Source organism: Stieleria varia (assembly GCF_038443385.1).
Classification (GTDB): domain Bacteria; phylum Planctomycetota; class Planctomycetia; order Pirellulales; family Pirellulaceae; genus Stieleria; species Stieleria varia.
Map to the genome: position 1 here is coordinate 3,352,553 of NZ_CP151726.1, position 17,209 is coordinate 3,369,761.

A 17,209-nucleotide genomic window follows, 5' to 3' on the forward strand; every position below is an offset into this window, starting at 1 on the left:
GCAGCTCAAACTCGATTCTTGGCGGCGTATTGTTCGGCGTACTCGATCGCCCACGCGTCGATCAGTTTCTCGAAGTGATCGATATCGACGTCTTCGACCGGCGCGTAGTGGGATCGACTGAACATCTCACGGTTCATCACCGTGCCCTTGCCCTTGAGGTCCAGGACACGCAAGTCGCTGTAGGGACGGATCACCAGTTCCAATCGACTGTACAGATTGGTCCGCTTTCCGGACTCGATCCTCAGGTCATCGCGGTAGCACGCAGCGCCCCAGCCGATTTCACCGAACAAGGATTCTTGGCGGAAACCGGGGAAGTGATCCGCGACCTTTTGGATGGTTTGCTCGATTCGTTCCGACAGTGAGAGTCGGAACGACGTGTGCATGCCGCGTAGTTCTTCTTCACTGAGCTTCTTCTGCATGGCTTCGGAAGCCGAGTGTTCACCACGTCGCTGGCCTCGCTCGATCGCCGACTCCAATCGTGACTCAAAATCATCGGTCATTGATTCGCGGTGTCCGAGGAGTGGCTGGAGTCGGATTCGTTGGTGACGCTGTCGGTCGACGTGTTCGCCGGCGTGTGTTGTGGAGCGGGTTGCTCACTCACGTCCGGCTGGGAGGTGGCAACATCGGCCGGCTGGGAATCCGACTGTGTGTTGTCGCTTGACTTCGCGTCGGGCTTGTTTTCCGTTTTGTTTTCCGTTTTGTTTTCCGGTGCCGTTGGTGCCGCAGTTTCTTTTTCTTTGACTGCGGTTTCTTTGGGAGCCGACATGAACTGTAACAGATCGCCGAAGGAACGTAGGGGCTCGACGCCTTTCTGCATCGCATCGGTCAACGGTTTGGCTTCCGCTTTGGCGACCACGCGATACGATTCGGGCTTCTTGGGTCCACGACCGCGTGCATCGCGATCACGTCCTCCGCGGCCACCGCCGCTTTTACGGTCAGGCCGTCCACCGCCGCCACCGGGGCCGGAGCGTCCGCCGCCACCGGATTTGGGAGGTCCGGAGCGTTGACCGCCGCCCTGTCCGGCACCCTGTCCGGCACCTTGTCCGCCGCTTTGTGCGGCACCTTGTCCGCCAGTTCGGCCGCCTGCAGCGGCGGGTTGACCACCGCGGCGCTGGCCGCCTTGTCGAGGTCCTCCCTGAGAACGTCCTCCGCGGCGTGGCGATTCGTTTTTGCGTTCTTGACGTTCGCGTTCCACTTCCGCTTCACGCTCGGGTGACATTGTGCTCAGCGCGACACGGCGTCGCTTTTCATCGATGCCGGTGACCCATGCGGTCAGCACATCGCCCACTTGAACCGCTTCATGCAGATCTTCGACGAATCCGTCGCTGATCCGGCTGACATGGATCAATCCGCTGCAGTCGGGGGCCAATTCGACGAAGACGCCGAAGGGCATCACGCCGACAACGACGCCGACGACTTGATCACCTGGCTTCAAGGCTTTCAGTGCCGGCATGTTTTTCAGCACTGCGGGCGGGTCGGCGCTGACTGCGGAATCGCCGAAGGGATCACAGAGCCAGCGAACCAGTTGGTTCACCCGATGCGTGCCGACTTGCCATTCCTTGATGCACTTGTCGATCCGAGCCTTCTCGGGCAATGGCGTTCGGAACGGTTTGGCTGCGGCTTCACTGTCAGCGGCTTCACTGTCTGATGTAGCACTGTCTGATGTAGCACTGTCGGCGTTAGCACTTGCTGGCTGATCGGTGGTTTCGTCTGTCTCGGGCGACGATTCTGGTGCCGCAGCAGATTCGGTGTCGGTTGAATCAGCCCCGGGAGACGATGTGTTTTCGTCGGTGGTCACATCGGGATTCGATTCCGACGCTGGTTCGGACTCGGAGGTTTCGTTGCTCGTTGGCTCGGACGCGGTTTCGCTAGTCAATTCGGCGACCGATTCTGTCGCAGCGTCGGTTGTCGGAGTTGAACCTGTCTCTGGTGGCAAATCGACATTGAACTCGGACGCTTGCGCGCCGGCTTCGCTGAAATCCTCGATCGCAGCAGGCTGTGGCGGCGTCGTTGCGTCGACCAAGCCCGGTTCAGCGGGAGACGGTGCGGTCTCGAAGCTTGGCGGCACGTAGCCGGGGGGGGAATCCGGAGGCAGCTCGACGTTGAGCGCAGAGGCCAGTTTCTTTGCGAGGGGATAATCGTCCGGATGGATCAGCGTCCCATCGAGCACTTCGCTGCTGCCGAACACTCTCAAGAACGGTAGTGCTTGACGGCTATCGGCGGCGCTCGTCCATCCCTCCAGTTCCAGCAATTCGCTGCGACTGGCGATCGGTTGGTTGCGTCGACGTTTATCGAGAGCTTTGGCGGTCGTTTCGTTCATGCCGGGCAAGCGTTGCAGCCAGGGCGTCGGTGCGGCGTTGGCGTCCACTCCGCCTTGCGATGCGCCGCTGGTCATGACGCTTTCGAGAGCCAATGCGAGTGCATCGCTGGACAATTCGCTTTGGAACGAAGCCAAGCGAAGTTTCAGCGGATCGATCTTTGCGTACGCTTGCGCGGGATGCAGGATCGAGAACGCCAGCCAAGCTGCGGCGCGGAACCGTCGCGGGGTGGAACGCATTTCGGCGTTGGAAACATCGCTGCCCGCGTAGGCATCCGCACCACTGCGGTCGGCCAGTGTCCAGCGAATCGAGCTGTCAGGCGACTGTTTGATCAAATCTCCCAAAGCGACGATACAAGCGCGGCGGCTGGGACCGTTGCTGATCACGACCAGGTCCACGTTGAACTTGTGGATCAGCTCACCCATCTTCGCCACGGCCTGGGAACGCAGGTTGGACTGCAACTGACAGGGCAGGTCTTCGCCGTGCAAGACACGTCCATCGGCGGAAACGATTGCGGTGGCGGCCGTGCGAGGTCCGACGGCGTCGATCGACATCACGATTTGTGCATCGACGCTGCCGCGATTGACTTGTCCACGCAACTGGTCGGCGGCCAGCATCACCAGTCGAGCCGAAGCCCGTTCGTGAAGCTCGTCCCACCACGCGCCCTCGGCGGCTTCCCGCAAGTTGGCTTCGTGGTTCAAAACGATCTCGCCAAGTTTTTCTTCGGCGTTACGATTGAGTCCGGCGACGGTGTGTTTGATTTCGGCGACGAGTTTTGCCGCATCGTATTCAAACGAGCACACCGCAACTTGGCTTCGCAATCCGCGGCCCAACATCACGACTTGGAAAGCGCTGAGCTTGCTGGCAGGAATTCGCTTGCCCGAGAGCGGTTGCAGCACGCTGACCAACCAGCGACGGCGTCGTTGGCGAGGCGAGATCTTTTTCTTCTTCGGCTGCGCGGCCTTCTTGGGCTTGGCGGGTTTCTTGGTTGCCGTCGGTTTGCTCGCCGCGGTCGGGTCGCTTGGTTCGCTCTGAGCTGTTGGGTCGCTCGCTTCGCTCTGGGCTGTTGGGTCGCTCGCTTCGCTCTGGGCTGTTGGTTCGCTCTGAGCTGTTGGGTCGCTTTGGGCCGGTTTGTCTTCGGATGTCGCTATTTCAGCGGTTGTCTCGGCCGGCGGTGCCGTTTGAACCTCAGGCTCGCTGCTGCCGGCTTCCGCAGGTGCGGCTTCCGTTTCGGGAGTCTCAGCAGCGGCTTCTGTTTCTGGAGTTTCCGCAGCGACAGCGGTCTCTGTACCCGGCTCAGGGGTACTTTCTGAAGCGTCCTCAGCAGAGGGTTGCTCTGGCGAAGCTGTTTCTGGCGAAGTTGTTTCTGGCGAAGTTTCCGCTGAGGCAGATGCTACTTCGTCGGCGTCACTGTGTGGCGTTTTCGCTTTTGCAGTGTCGGTTGCCTTGGTCGTTTGCGACGCGGGTGAGACTTGTAATTCGGACGACTCGTCGTCGTGGTTGGATTCATCGTCAGCGTGGTCGTCGTCGCTGCCGTGGGGATCGGAGACGCTGGAGACGTAGATCTTTGCGTTCTTGCTCAACCAGCGAACGGCGGCGCTGATCACTCTTGGGTCGCCCGCAAGACGTTCGGCGATAGCGTCATCCAGACCGTCGATGGCCGCATCGGTGTCTTTGATGCCGTCGATGGCACCGGCCAAGGCGGCGAAGTCTCCGCCGTCACCTTTTTGTGGATTGAGAACACGAACGGCCAAGCGGTTGGCGTCGCTTGCGGCCCCGTCACCGGATTCGCCTCGCAATCGGCGTCTCAGGCGATCGAGAGTGCGGCGTGAATTGCACTTGCGAATCGCGTTGCCGATGGAGGGATCCGCCAGCGGCGTTTGCTCCCATGCGCTCAATAGCTCATCGCGAAACTCCACCAAAGAGTTCTCAGCGTCGAGAGCCGTTTTGAGTGCCCAAAGTGTGGCTTCATCAATCCCGCCCAGCTCATCTCGCCGATAGCGAGCCAGGAATGGAGGCTGGTAGCCTTGTTCCAGGAGAGGTTGGGCGAGTTTCAGTCCGGCAACTTCGCAACGCCCACGACGGGCAATTGCATCTAGATCGACAGTCATGATCAGTCGGTCTCATTCCTAGACGCAGCCCGGCGGTGGACGCGTCGATGTTTTTGGGTGTCAAGCTACTCTTGATCGCGCGTATGGCCTGTCGCTAGTCGATAGCGGCCTACCGATTGCATTGGCGAACAGGCCAAGCGTCCGGCGTGGGGAACTCCGCAGTCCTTCCCCACGTGCGCGAAGCGCGAAGATAGCGCCGCGCGGCATGGATGTCAACCGACGCACGGGCGGGAAGCGGCACCGAAAGCCGCCAAAATCTCGTGAAACTGTCTCGTCGGAACAATTTCCCGTTTCCGTTCAATTCCCCCAACCCGCAAAGTCGATACCTAGTTGGCCGGCGGGTCGTTCGTATCGTTCCTGGCACCCCCATGGATGGGTGTCGCCACGCGAAATACCCGCCAACGGCAGCAGAAACGGAATCGACAACACCTTTCTCATAGCAAACCTCCATGCCCCGACGCGAATCGTTGCCTTCTGACTCCCAGCCCCAACTGTCCCTGTTTCGCGGCGATGATCCGCGACAGGAGCGTGAATTGGACCGCATCACGGGAATCGCGGAAAAACGGACACGCACGATGCCATTGCGAATTTTGGTGCCCCTGCTGATGGACGCCCACGAAAAAAATCGCTTTTGGCTGGAGGATTTCGCCGAGGACGTGGTCCACGTCGATGCGGATTTGCACGAGATCCTGATCGCCTACCAGAAAATCCGAATCAGTGACGCGGCCTAGACACTTGTGAAACCCTCGTCGCTCGATATTGCACCCTCCACGAATCTCCCTCACGGGTGATTCATTCGTCCGCCACACAGCGAAGCGAAACGTAACCATGCGAACCATTGCAGTGATCAATCAGAAAGGCGGCGTGGGCAAGACCACCAGTTCGGTCAATCTGTCCGCCGCTCTCGCTGAATCAGGCCGCCGAGTCTGTCTGTTGGACTTGGATCCACAAGCCCACGCGTCCTTGCATCTCGGCATCACCGCCAACGATGGCGAGCCGAGCATGTACGAGATCTTGTGTGGCCAATGCACGGTCGCCGATGCACGCCAAAAGGTCAGCGATTACTTGAGCGTGGTCCCCTCGAATCTGGACTTGGCCGCATCCGAGTTGGAACTGGCCGGCGAAGTGGGCCGAGAGATGATCTTGCGAGACAAGCTGGCCGAGGACGATGAGCCGTTCGACTATATGATCCTCGATTGCCCTCCAAGCTTGGGCGTGTTGACGATCAACGCGTTGGTGGCCGTCAACGAAGTCTTCTTGCCACTGCAACCCCACTTCCTGGCGCTCCACGGTCTGAGCAAGTTGCTGCGAACGGTGGAAGTCGTCTCGCGACGTCTGAACAACAGCTTGCGTCTCTCCGGCGTGATGCTGTGCATGTACGATTCCAACACACGTTTGGCGGCCGAAGTCAGCACGGACATCGACGAGTTTTTCGGCGCCACCCGTGACGCTCAAGACTTCTTCAACCAAGCCCGGTTCTTTGACACACGCATTCGACGCAACATTCGATTGGCGGAAGCACCAAGTTTCGGACAGTCGATCTTTCAGTACGCCCCACAAAGCAACGGCGCGGTGGATTACCAATCGCTGGCAGAAGAAGTGATTGCCCAGGAGTCGGCCAAAGCACGCGACTCGCAACGCATGGCCGCGTAGTGGGGCGGTTTGTGTGCGTCGGGTATGTACGTCAGGCTTTCTAGCCTGACAGTTGCGCGTAGGTCAGGCTGGAAAGCCTGACGTACAGTTGCGCGTAGGTCAGGCTGGAAAGCCTGACGTACGTTCGGCTTGGCCGAGCTGCGTGAATAGCATGTCGAAGACTTGTTCGCGAGTTTGCCTGTCACGTGGCCGATCTGGAGGTTGATTCATGCGTGGCTTTTCGGTCACCACAAACGCGTTGTCTTGAATCGACGTCAGTTCGGTATTCCGCTCGATCACGTCCGACAAGCGGGTGCGAGAGATCTCACGCAATTGCTCGCCCTGAAACACATTCTGGTACCAGAATCGGTCGCCGTCGCGGATTGCGGCGAATTGATCCCCGATGACTCGTTGTAACATCGGGCCGACACTCGCGCCCTCGACATGGTCTTCTGACAAGGCGCCGACCCAGAGATCGATATCGTCCACTGAATCATAAACCGACGCCAATTGTGCTTGCAGTTCGGTATCCGATGTGATGTCGGCGAACGATCGGGCGCGGTCCATTCCCAGCGATTCACGCACAGTGTTGTAATCGGGCAGTCCGTGATCGCGGCCGCGTTGAATGTTCAGCGATGCCAAGTCAAATCCGCCCGACCCGGGAGGGCCGAACAGGAAATTGCGGACGTCATCGACCAACTGCGTGTCGACTTCTTGTGAGACTTGGGTGGAGACACCTTTCAGGATCGAATCGATCCCATGTTCGATGATCTCATCGGGCGCGAAGAACGCGTCACGCAGCGCGAGACTGCCGGCCGCGATCTCATTTCCGTCATCGTCCAAACGCGGGACCGTCGATGTCAGCGTCGTGTGGCCGTAACGGTAGGCGGCGGTGGCGAACAAGTTGCTGATGCTGGGGTCAACGGTCGCGTCGTAGCCGCTGTAGGGCGAGATCGCGCCGCGTCCCAGCAGGGCGGGCAAGTATTCGTTGAACGTGATGGCTTGAATCTCGCCGATCACGATCGCACGTGCGGCTTGATAGATTTCTTCGTCGCTCAGTGAGTCGTCCGACGCGGCGATCTCAACGGCGATCCGATTATGCTCGCGGACCCACAGGGTGTGCATGGAAGTCAACGCGACGTTCTCGTTGGCGCGGACATCGCCGGCCATGAAGAAGCCCCTTTCATCGACCGGCAACAGGTCTCCTTCGCTGGTCGCCAAACGGCCGTCGGAGAATTCTCGCAACCCCGCAGCGACTGCTTCACTGGATCCGTACACCATCGAACCGTCCAGGTACGATGTGATCAAATTGGTTTGTTCGCGGGGGCTGTCGACGCCGGTCCCGTCTGCGGCCCCAGATCGCGTCAAAGTGATTTCAGCGGTGCCGGTTCCCTGTGGATCAAAGAACGGATCGTTTTGGGGGACCGCGATGTTGAACGATTCGCCATCGCCGCCGGCGGTCAAATCGATGTCGTGATCGACGAACTGCCCCCAGACCCAAATCAAACTGCTCAGGCCGCGATCGTTTTCGATGGACTCTGTTTGGGTCGACACCGCGTTGCTGATTTCACGGGCCGATGCGCGATCAGTTCCCGATGGCTCGGAGATTCCGTCGGCGTAGTCGGAATCGACCAAGCGAATGTACTCGGTGCCGGTTGCTCCCCATTGGGGATGCTCCACATTGTTTCCGGTACCGTCGATTGAGCGAATTTCGGCATCCGTCTGCGGATCAACGGGGCCAGGCATGTCTCGTGGCGGTGGACTGTTGGGTCGATCTTGGTTGGGCCTTTCTTGGTTGGGGCCATCGTCACGCGTGCCGCGGTCGCGTCGCATGCGATTGAGCACTTGCAAGGCGTCCAGGGACGTCACGTTGCCGTCACGGTTGATGTCCATGTCGACCGCATTACCCGCATCGTTGCCACCGGTGGCATTGCCATTGTTTGCGGGGCCGTTTCTGCGCCGTCGAGCGACTTCGTTGATGACCATCAGTGCGTCGATCGACGAAACGGAACCGTCTCCGTTGACGTCTTCGGTCTCGATGGCAACCTGGACTTGCTCCTGGGTGACTTGATCCGTCGTTGGCGGGCGCAACGTGGGCGGCCCAATGTCTGCGGCCAGCAGTTGTCGTTTTTCCAAGGACTGCAGATTCAACGGACGTTTGCGTTGCGTAGGGCGACGATGGTTTCGAGCGCTGGACATAGCGATCTCCTGGGACAGGTCAGTGCGTCTGAGGGACGCGCTGGCGGAGCGTGGGAAAAGATGATGAGAGCCCAGCGCTGGCGGCCGAGGAGGCGACACCAGCAACTGGGCGGTGTCGAGAAAAGGAGGGGGCAAACTCGATCGCTCGACCTTATGTGGAACGCAGCGAGTTTTCAGAGTCCACAAAAAAAACGGCAGGAAGTTCTGCTGAGATGAATTGCAACGAACAGCTGTTCAGGAATTTTTGTTCACGCAATACCGGTTTGCGCAAGTTTGCGTCACGTCGTCCAGCGCAGCTGTTGGCCCCAGTGAGCCTCAGACGCTAGCCGTGGGCATGAAGCGGATTGTGGCGTCGGCCCGCGGCTAGCGCCTTGCGGCTCACTAAATCAGCAGTCTCGTTCCTTGGGGGAGGTGACATTCAGGAGCAAACGTGTTGTGTTTCGAATCGCATCAGGTCCTGTGGGCGGATGTGCCATCGGCATCGCACTCTTGGATCACGCAAGGAGTGTTCGGCTTGGGCGATCAAGTGCGGAGGTACGAGTGCGAACAGCCGTTGGTCTCCGGCGTCCAGCGTTGCATAGTGAAACGAGTCGACGCTTCTCAGGGCTTCCACCGGCGCGCTGAGCAGCAAACCGTTTTGAAGACTATCGGCGTCGGTCATCATTTGGCAATCGGTTGCGCGAAATCCGACCGCGTCCGGCAGACTTTTTTCCATCCATTGGATCTGAACGGTTTTCAATGTGATCGCTTGAGCGTGAGGTTCACGACTGAAGTGGACCACGTTGCAGGGCGAGGTTGATACTGCGTGAGCCACGGCGGGCGTGGCTGGTTGTGCGTACAGCGTTTGTGGCGTCGCGACTTGGACGATCCGTCCGTCGTCGATGACCGCGATTCGATCGGCCATCCTCATCGCTTCGATCCCGTCATGAGTGACGTGAATGGTCACGCCGGGATGACATTGATGCCAGCGGACCAAGTCATCTTGGATTTGAAATCGCAGATGTGCATCGACGGCGGAGAGGGGTTCATCCAGCAAGCGAACCGCGGCCCGCCGTGCGATCGCTTTGGCCAAGGCCACTCGGCGACGCTCGCCACCACTGAGTCGATCGGGGCTGCGGTCGAGCAACGGATGGATGCCCACCATCTCAGCGGCTTCCTCGACCCGGTCATCCTTTGCGGTCGACGAAGTGTCCATCGCAAGGGCGCCCAGCTCGATGTTCCGTCGCACATTCATGTGGGGATATAACGCGTCCGATTGAAACAGCAGCGACACATTTCGCTTGCGAGGTGACACTTGGGTGATGTCGCGTCCGCCGATCCAAACCGTGCCGGCATCCGGCGGTACCAATCCGGCGATGATTTCCAACAGAGTGGTCTTGCCGCAGCCGCTGACGCCCAAAACGGCCAAATACTCGTCCGGATCGATGACGAGCGTCAGCTGACGCAGCACGTCGCGACGCGAATATTGCTTTGAAATCCCACGCAACTCGACGGCGGGTGGCGGAGAGTTTGTCATCACGGTTATTTCTTCTTTACAGGTGGGGCGTGATTGGGAGTATGATGAAGGAACAAGGAATTCTCCACCTGGGGGCTTTTCCCGTCGCGAAGAATAGCTGGAAAGAAGTAATCCAATCGCTCCATTTTTTGTTTGATCCAACCGACTCTGGGAGACCGCCGTGAAATCATTTCATGCCGTTCGATCGGCCTACACCCTCGTGTGCATCACACTGACCGCTGTCTTTCTGCTTGGGGTCACTTGGCTGCAAGCTCATGCGGACGACAGGGCCAATGGCGCGGGCAACTCGGCAACTGCCAAGGCTGCGTCCGATGCTGCTGCATCGGCGGAGGGCCAATCGGATGACGAGGAATATTCCCAACCGTATCAGCCCAAGAGCAAGACGCAGTTGCGACGAGAGTTGACCAGCATTCAGTATCGCGTCACACAAAACGAAGAGACCGAGCCGGCGTTTCGAAATGCATTTTGGAATAACAAACGCGAAGGCGTTTACCGTTGCGTCGTTTGTGATCTGCCGTTGTTTGAGAGTGGGACGAAGTACAAATCGGGAACCGGATGGCCAAGTTTTTGGGCGCCGAAAAATCCCAAAGCCGTCGCGACGCGGACCGACTATGTGTTGTTTTATCCTCGCACGGAAGTCCACTGCAGCCGATGCGGTGCCCACTTGGGACACGTGTTCGACGACGGCCCGGCCGACAAAACGGGCAAACGCTATTGCATGAACAGCGCTTCGTTGTCGTTCAATACGACCGAGGAGGAAGAAGTATTGGCGGCCAAGCGTGCTGCGGAGAAAAAATCCGACGACGCTATCAAATCCAAGCCGACCGATGCGGCTTCGAAAGACTGACCGTCGTTCCGGTTATAGGGGCCAATCGGCTTTGATCGATTCACGCAGGTCAAACCGGTCGAAACGATATCACTGAAAGACGTTGTTTCGAGGTTTATCGGTGGAGTGCGTGATGATGCGAAAGTTGACCGGTGGTGGCTCACAAAGACGAGCGACCTACGCCAAGAAGTTTCACGCCCTTGTGGTCGCTGCGGCTTTGCTATCAGCGCCCACCCTCGTCGCCGATGACGCCATTGACGACGTGGTGCAACCACAAGCTTCGGATTATGATTCGCTGCATGCCTCGTTGGCGACGGAGTTTCTCGTCGCGTTGCCGCTGCAAGATGCGGACGATACCGAGACCACCACCGATGGTGGCGAGGCCGCCTTGGACGACGCGTTGAATACGCTTCGCAAAGAACGACCCGAGGATGGTGGTGAGGAAAATGGTGGTGACGAAGCCGGTACATTAGAAGGCTTGATGGATTCGGACGACGAATCCGAAGACGCCAGTATTGGTAACGGCATCGACAATGCCATGACGACATCGGCGCGGGTGCCCAAGTCTGCCGGTGGTCGGTTTGTCTTGCCCGAGTTGCAGGCTCCCTCGATTGCAACGGACTCGATCGGAACCGGTCGGTTGCCACGCGGTTTTCGTCAGGACGCGATGGCGGTCCAGATCCCGTTGCCCGAAAGCGGCGATCAGCGGGGAATTCCCTGGGAATGGCAGGTCAAGCATTGGGCAGCCGCAAATACCTTCCATCATCCGCTTTATTTCGAAGATCGGATGCTGGAGCGGCACGGTCACGAGCGATTCGGATGCATGCAACCGGTCGCCAGCGGCATCCGTTTTTTCGGCACGACGGCGATTTTGCCCTACATGATGACGGTCAGCCGACCCTGGGATTGCGAGTATTCCCTCGGCTATTTCCGCTCGGGTGACTGTGTGCCGACCTACCTGCAACGGCCCCCGTGTGAGCGAAAAGCGGCCATTGTCCAGGGTTTGACGCTCGGGGCTGCGGTTTGGGTGCTGCCCTGATCCAGAGAACTTCTGATCCTGGCAGGCTCTTTCACTGTGTTGGACGTCTGGGTACAACTTAGATTCGGCGACGCACGTGCACCGGACCGCGATGGGACGTGCGGAAAATAAGTGTCGCGAAATCCACGTAGCAATCATCGCTCCGCGTGATTTTCGCAAAGAGACAGGACACGTATTTTCCGCACATCCCTCAGCGGTGGTTGCTAGAAGTTTGATGTGTGCGTCGGCGTTTCATTGAATTGCCCCCGGAAAACACGCACGCAGCTCGCCATGATTTATTTGCTGACCCTGATCGTCGCCGCAAGCCGCTTTTTGCCGCACCCGCCCAACGTCGCATGTCTTGGCGCCTTGGGGCTCTTTGCTGGCTGTTACGTCGCGGGCAAACGAGCGTATCTGATCCCGTTGGCCGCTCTGCTGGTCAGTGACATCATCGGTCATGTTGCCGGGATTCCGGGGATGGGCTTCTATAACCTCGTCACCATGTTTGCAGTTTACGCGGGCATGTTGCTGACGGTCCCGTTGGGGCGATGCTTGGCCAGCGGCAATCGTTGGGCGCGTGTGCCTGCGGGTTCGCTTGCCGCATCCACGGTGTTCTTCTTGCTCAGCAATTTCGGTGTCTGGCTTGGCCCATGGTATCCCAGCACCTTGGCGGGGCTCGCAGCCTGTTTCGGCAACGCGATCCCATTCTTCGGCTACACGCTGGTCGGCGACGCGTTTTTCGTTGCATTGATGTTCGGTGCCTACGAAGCGTCTCGCGTGCGTGCGTTTCGCTTCGCGACGGCCTGAGCTGACAGCATCGCCCAATCGTCAGGGTTTAACACGCGCTGTTAGACTATGACGTTTGCTCGGGTTGTCCGACGGACAATCTGTTGGGGTTCTTCGAGTGTTGCCGGTTGATCGGTCGATAAGCACTAGGACAGTGTGATCTGATTTTACGGTGCGGCGTACGTTGCGCGAATCAATGGATGATTCCGTGCGTGGCATCTGGATCACTTATCAAAAGTGAACGATCGATGCCCAAACGCACGCCAAAGCTGACATCCGTCCGAGCCCAACGCAAAAAATCGCGTCGTCTGACTTTATTGGGAATGATCCTGGGTGTCGCAGCGATGACGTCGACCGGGTGTGGGCTGTTGGATCGCGCGTGCAAGCCCGGTCCGCATGACACGACGACGTCTTACCACGATAACGTGGGACTCTCGATCGAGTATCCTCAGGTCCATGAATGCGCGACTCCGGTCAGCAACGCGGCGTTGGCAGCGAGCCAGCCGATGGCATTGCAAGATCCGGCGTCGTTGCCCACGCTGGAAATGACACTGCCCGATGCGATCGCAATGGCGATGCGTCAGAGCCCGATCATTCGCAGCTTGGGCGGATCGGTGGTCTCCGCACCACAGGTCGTCGAATCCACCTACGGCCCGGCATTGACGTCATCCAGCGCGGTCGGTACTGAAGCGGCATTGTCTGCCTTTGATGCTCAGTACGCTCAGTCGCTGACGTTCGGCACGGTGGACCAGCCATCCAACATTCAGACCGGCGGTTTGGGAGCACAGTTCACGCCGGCGGTTTCCATCGCCAACACGGCTCAATTCTCCGGTGAAATCTCCAAACGTACCGCGACAGGTGCCCAGTTCGCTTTACGTCACATCGTCAACTACAGCAACAACAACCGGCCGTTCCGACAGTTCAGCAGCGATTTCGTCGGTTGGATCGAAGCCGAATGGCGTCAGCCATTGATGAAAGGTTCGGGGACGCAGTACAACCGCATCGCGGGCACCAGCGGCCAAGCCTTTCAGTACAACGGCGTGCTGATCGCGAGAATCAACGAAGACGTCGCGTTGGCTGATTTCGAAAACGCCATCGTCGGCTTGGCGGCCGATGTCGAGCAAGCCTACTGGAATCTCGCGACCGCCTATCGATTGTTGGAAGCAAGTGTGAAAGCACGTGAGTCGGCGCTACGCACGTTCCAGTACCAGCAGGTTCGACTGGAGGTCGGCGCGGGGCGGCAAGACGAGGAAGCCCAGGCGCAATCGCAGTTCTATCAATTCCAAGCCCAGGTCGAAAACCAACTCGGCGGCGAACAAGGCCTGTACGCGTTGGAGCAGAATCTGCGCTACCTGCTCGGCATGCCGGCCACCGATGGCCAATTGATTCGTCCCATCACTCCGCTCAATGATGCCAAGGTACTGTTCGATTGGGACAGTTCGCTCGGTCAAGCTCTGGATCGACGAGTCGAACTTCGCCGCCAACGTTACAATCTCAAACGGCGCGAGCTGGAACTGTACGCCGCACGTCTGAATCGACGCCCCCAAGTCGACTTCGTCGGCCAGTACCGCTGGCGAGGTTTAGGAGACAACTTGATCGGCGACACGGATGCCGGACCGCTCAATGGGCTCTATTCATCGATCACCGACGGAGACTTTCAGGAGTGGAACGCCGGCGTCGAAATGCTGTTCCCGATCGGGCTTCGTCAAGCCAGCGCGGCGGTGGCCAATGCAAAGCTGAACCTGCAACGCGAGCGGGCGCTGTTGTCCGAAACGGAGTTGCGGATCAGCCACGATTTGTCCCAAGCCGCTCGGAGCATTGAGTTGATGTATCGTCTGTTGGAGACGAATTTCAATCGCTTCCAAAGCGATCTGCGACAAGTGGAAGTCTTGGAGCGTCGCTATGTCGACGGAATCGACAACATCAACTTTTTGTTGCAAGCTCAGAATCGGTTGAATACGAGTGAAAGCGATTTTTATCTTTCACTGGCCAACTACAACTTGGCGATCCGCGATTTCCACCGCCAAAAAGGCTCCCTGTTGGCGTACAACCAAATCCAGTTGGCCGAAGATTCTTGGGAGGGCGATGCCTACCAAGACGCTTACCGAACAGGCCGTTTCTTGACACCGCGTTCGCGAGGTGACAAGGTTTCCGTGCCCGCGCCAGTGTCCAGAGGCTCGTTCAATCCGTCCGCGGTGCAAGCACAACAGAACGTGCCGATGAGCTTCGGTGCGATGCTGGAATCGGCTGCACCGGAGGGTGAAGTCGTTGACTCGCCACAACCAGAGGTCGAGCCCACTTTGTCGGACTTGATCGATTCGGAATCCGAGTGAAGTCACTCAAGCCAATCGTTGACGATTTCCAGTAGCCCGCGGCCGCTTGAGCGATCGATCAATTCGGCATGCCATCCAGCGGTCCTTGCGGAATCAACATCGTTGAGCTGTGTGTCGCCGATCATCAAGATTTCGTGGGCCGCAGCTCCGTCGGCGAATTTTGCCGCGGCGTGAAAGAAGTCAGGGTTTGGCTTGGACCAACCCAGCCGACTGCTGACCAGCACGTCGTCAAAGAGCGACCGCAAGCCGACGCCATCGAGTACCGGTATCAGTCGATCGTCAAAATTTGACGCGACCATTCGACGCACGCCTTTGTCAGCCAGTTGCTGCAAGGCACTCGTGACATCGTCAAAAACCGACCAGTGGTTGGGGTTGGCGAAGTGGTTCCAGAGGCGGTCAAACGCCAAGTCGACCGCTTCGGTCGACAGGTCGCTCAAGGTGTCCGAGACGATCCAACGCCAGCGACATCGTTCGTAGTCAGGATCGGTCGCTCGCATCGCGACGTCACCCAGGAATCTGCGACGCATCGCAGCGGAGAGCTCTACGCGAATCTCGCCGAGCGATCGATGGCTGCCGAGCTCGGTGCCCACGGCGTGATAGACATCGGCGGGGTGCGGATCGGGATAAACGATCGTCCCGGTCGAATCAAACGCGACGCATCGGATCGGAGGTTTCGAAAACGCTCGGCTCACTCGGGATGAGCTGGGCTCACTCGGGGATGGTTTCGCCACGGATCAAGTCCTGGAAAGTTTCCCGTTGGCGAATCAACTTGGCTTCGCCGCCCTCCAGCATCACTTCGGCAGGCCGGCATTTGCTGTTGTAGTTGCTGGCCATCACAAAACCATAGGCGCCTGCATTCTCGATGACGACGAAGTCACCGACGCGGCAGATCGGGAGTGATCGACTGTCGACAAAACCGCCTTCGCGTTGAGTGAAAATGTCGCCTGACTCACATAGGGGGCCGCCGATGATGGCATCGACGTGTTCGCGGTCTGCCGCATCACCTTCGGCAGCGCAAACCGAGATCGGATGGTAGGCGCCGTACATCACGGGGCGGGCCAAATCGTTGAATCCCGCGTCGAGCAACACGAACAGGTTGTCGCCGACTTTCTTGACGCTGCGGACTTCCGCGATCAGAGAACCGCTTTCGGCCGAAAGGTAACGTCCCGGTTCGATCTCCAACTGAACCCGGTGCCCAAATTTCTCGCTCAGTCGATTCCGCGTCGCATCCCAAAGCTCAAAATATTTGGCCAAGTCGACATAGGTTTCATCGGATTTGTAGGGGACAGGCAGTCCACCGCCGGCGCTGATCGAGCGGATCGTTCGCCCGACTTCACCGGCCACGCGTTCCATTGCCTCGCAGACTTGGCTGAGGTGTTCCAGGTCGGTGCCCGAGCCGATGTGCATATGCAGTCCGGTGACGGTGACGCCGTGCTGGTCTGCACGACGTAAACATTCGTCAATTTGCGAATGCCAAATCCCATGCTTGCTCTGCTGGCCCCCGGTATTGGTCTTTTGGCTGTGTCCATGACCAAATCCGGGATTGATCCTCAGCGTCACGTCGGCACCGGGCCGTCGCTCGCCCAATTGGCTGATCATGTCGGGTGAGCCACAGTTCACCGCAATCCCATGCTCGACGACCAAGTCCAATGCGGCGCGGTCAAAGATGTCCGCTGTATAGACGATCTCGTGCGAGTCGCCACCGGGCGTGTAGCCAGCGGCGATCGCGCGTTGGATCTCACCGACACTGACGGCATCGACCACGACGCCTTTGCGACGCATCCGGTCCAGGATCGCGATGTTGCTGCACGCTTTTTGGGCGTAGCGAATGACGTCAAACGCCGCGAGGTCGGCGATCCTTTGCTGGATGACAGCAATGTCGTAGACGTACAGCGGGGTGCCAAACTTCGACGCCAAGTCCTTGATCGGATGGCCGGCGATGTCGTTGCGGTGGGTGGCAAAATCGGGGACGGAGAGCGTTGTCATTGGATTGGGTTCAGAGATCCGGTCGCGAGATGAAGCGTCAGTTCAACGGACGGACATCAGAACCCAGGTAAAAGGTTCTGTCCAGAGTTGCCTGGCGAGAGAAAAAATTGGCAGCGACGCGGCTGGAATGGTTACCAGCCGCACCAAGAACACAATACTCTCGGGCCTAGCCCGGACTGCTCAAAGTTTGGTGTTGTGTGTATCGGGGTTTGCGCAAGTTTATGTCCCTACTGGCGGCCCCAGTGAGCCTCAGGCGCTAGCCGTGGGCCTGAGGCGGATTGTGGTGCCGGCCCACGGCTATCGCCTGAGGCTCACTTTGATTGCGATGCATGGAACGAAAACACGGACTGAAAAAACAATGTCAACACCAAACCTTGAGCAGTCCAGGGGGACTCGGTGAATCCCTCGCTTACGCATCGGGTTATGAAAAACAATCTGCATTTCCCAACGGTGTCACAACTCAATGTCAAGAATCTGTTTGCGC

12 protein-coding genes are annotated in these 17,209 nt (G+C 58.6%); 6 read left to right on the plus strand and 6 right to left on the minus strand.

Translation table 11 applies throughout. The features are described from left to right. Nucleotides 1-5: 5 nt before the first annotated feature. Nucleotides 6-500 carry a hypothetical protein gene (locus Pla52nx_RS11120; RefSeq protein WP_146517893.1) on the minus strand — a complete coding sequence of 165 codons (495 nt, stop codon included), beginning with the start codon at nt 498-500 and terminating at the stop codon, nt 6-8. Further along, entirely contained in the window at nt 497-4,429 is a 3,933-nt protein-coding gene (locus tag Pla52nx_RS11125) for a S1 RNA-binding domain-containing protein (protein WP_146517892.1), read from the minus strand. Before Pla52nx_RS11125 ends, Pla52nx_RS11120 begins: the two co-directional genes overlap by 4 nt. Before the next feature lie 449 nt (nt 4,430-4,878). On the opposite strand from Pla52nx_RS11125, the gene Pla52nx_RS11130 reads away from it, so the two are divergent. Then, a complete protein-coding gene (locus Pla52nx_RS11130) occupies nt 4,879-5,160 on the plus strand; it encodes a hypothetical protein (protein WP_231741585.1) in 282 nt (93 codons plus the stop codon). A gap of 97 nt (nt 5,161-5,257) precedes the next feature. Then, on the plus strand, nt 5,258-6,082 hold the full coding sequence (locus tag Pla52nx_RS11135) for a ParA family protein (RefSeq protein ID WP_146517891.1): 825 nt from the start codon (nt 5,258-5,260) through the stop codon (nt 6,080-6,082). A 99-nt stretch (nt 6,083-6,181) separates the two neighbouring features. Here Pla52nx_RS11135 and Pla52nx_RS11140 read toward each other — a convergent pair whose 3' ends face one another. Together Pla52nx_RS11140 and Pla52nx_RS11145 are read right to left on the minus strand one after the other, a co-directional pair. After that, nucleotides 6,182-8,260: a peroxidase family protein gene (locus tag Pla52nx_RS11140; RefSeq protein WP_146517890.1), complete on the minus strand. Its 2,079-nt coding sequence runs from the start codon at nt 8,258-8,260 to the stop codon at nt 6,182-6,184. Between the two features lie 418 nt (nt 8,261-8,678). After that, nucleotides 8,679-9,776: an ABC transporter ATP-binding protein gene (locus tag Pla52nx_RS11145; RefSeq protein ID WP_146517889.1), complete on the minus strand. Its 1,098-nt coding sequence runs from the start codon at nt 9,774-9,776 to the stop codon at nt 8,679-8,681. A 160-nt stretch (nt 9,777-9,936) separates the two neighbouring features. On the opposite strand from Pla52nx_RS11145, the gene msrB reads away from it, so the two are divergent. The 4 genes from msrB (at nt 9,937) to Pla52nx_RS11165 (ending at nt 14,739) form a co-directional block, all read left to right on the plus strand. Further along, nucleotides 9,937-10,623 (plus strand): peptide-methionine (R)-S-oxide reductase MsrB, encoded by a 687-nt coding sequence (gene msrB / locus Pla52nx_RS11150; protein ID WP_146517888.1) that lies wholly within the window; start codon nt 9,937-9,939, stop codon nt 10,621-10,623. Between the two features lie 112 nt (nt 10,624-10,735). Then, nucleotides 10,736-11,641: a hypothetical protein gene (locus Pla52nx_RS11155; RefSeq protein WP_146517887.1), complete on the plus strand. Its 906-nt coding sequence runs from the start codon at nt 10,736-10,738 to the stop codon at nt 11,639-11,641. Nucleotides 11,642-11,857: 216 nt separating this feature from the next. Next, nucleotides 11,858-12,427 carry a DUF6580 family putative transport protein gene (locus tag Pla52nx_RS11160; protein WP_315854989.1) on the plus strand — a complete coding sequence of 190 codons (570 nt, stop codon included), beginning with the start codon at nt 11,858-11,860 and terminating at the stop codon, nt 12,425-12,427. Nucleotides 12,428-12,654: 227 nt separating this feature from the next. Then, a complete protein-coding gene (locus Pla52nx_RS11165; RefSeq protein WP_146517885.1) occupies nt 12,655-14,739 on the plus strand; it encodes a TolC family protein in 2,085 nt (694 codons plus the stop codon). A 2-nt stretch (nt 14,740-14,741) separates the two neighbouring features. On the opposite strand, the gene Pla52nx_RS11170 is transcribed toward Pla52nx_RS11165, so the two are convergent. Both Pla52nx_RS11170 and lysA read right to left on the minus strand, forming a co-directional pair. Continuing rightward, nucleotides 14,742-15,470, minus strand: a complete 729-nt coding sequence (locus Pla52nx_RS11170) for an HAD-IA family hydrolase (protein WP_146517884.1) — start codon at nt 15,468-15,470, stop codon at nt 14,742-14,744. After that, complete coding sequence (gene lysA / locus Pla52nx_RS11175; protein ID WP_146517883.1) at nt 15,448-16,725, minus strand: diaminopimelate decarboxylase; 1,278 nt, start codon at nt 16,723-16,725, stop codon at nt 15,448-15,450. The genes Pla52nx_RS11170 and lysA overlap by 23 nt, the downstream gene beginning before the upstream one ends. Between the last annotated feature and the right edge of the window lie 484 nt (nt 16,726-17,209).

What these genes read in the sequence shown, in the direction of transcription:
- Pla52nx_RS11125 (WP_146517892.1), bottom strand. Translation starts at nt 4,429, where the DNA reads ATGACTGTCGATCTAGATGCAATTGCCCGTCGTGGGCGTTGCGAAGTT.
- Pla52nx_RS11130 (WP_231741585.1), top strand. Translation starts at nt 4,879, where the DNA reads ATGCCCCGACGCGAATCGTTGCCTTCTGACTCCCAGCCCCAACTGTCC.
- Pla52nx_RS11140 (WP_146517890.1), bottom strand. Translation starts at nt 8,260, where the DNA reads ATGTCCAGCGCTCGAAACCATCGTCGCCCTACGCAACGCAAACGTCCG.
- Pla52nx_RS11120 (WP_146517893.1), bottom strand. Translation starts at nt 500, where the DNA reads ATGACCGATGATTTTGAGTCACGATTGGAGTCGGCGATCGAGCGAGGC.
- Pla52nx_RS11135 (WP_146517891.1), top strand. Translation starts at nt 5,258, where the DNA reads ATGCGAACCATTGCAGTGATCAATCAGAAAGGCGGCGTGGGCAAGACC.
- Pla52nx_RS11145 (WP_146517889.1), bottom strand. Translation starts at nt 9,776, where the DNA reads ATGACAAACTCTCCGCCACCCGCCGTCGAGTTGCGTGGGATTTCAAAG.
- lysA (WP_146517883.1), bottom strand. Translation starts at nt 16,725, where the DNA reads ATGACAACGCTCTCCGTCCCCGATTTTGCCACCCACCGCAACGACATC.
- Pla52nx_RS11155 (WP_146517887.1), top strand. Translation starts at nt 10,736, where the DNA reads ATGATGCGAAAGTTGACCGGTGGTGGCTCACAAAGACGAGCGACCTAC.
- Pla52nx_RS11165 (WP_146517885.1), top strand. Translation starts at nt 12,655, where the DNA reads ATGCCCAAACGCACGCCAAAGCTGACATCCGTCCGAGCCCAACGCAAA.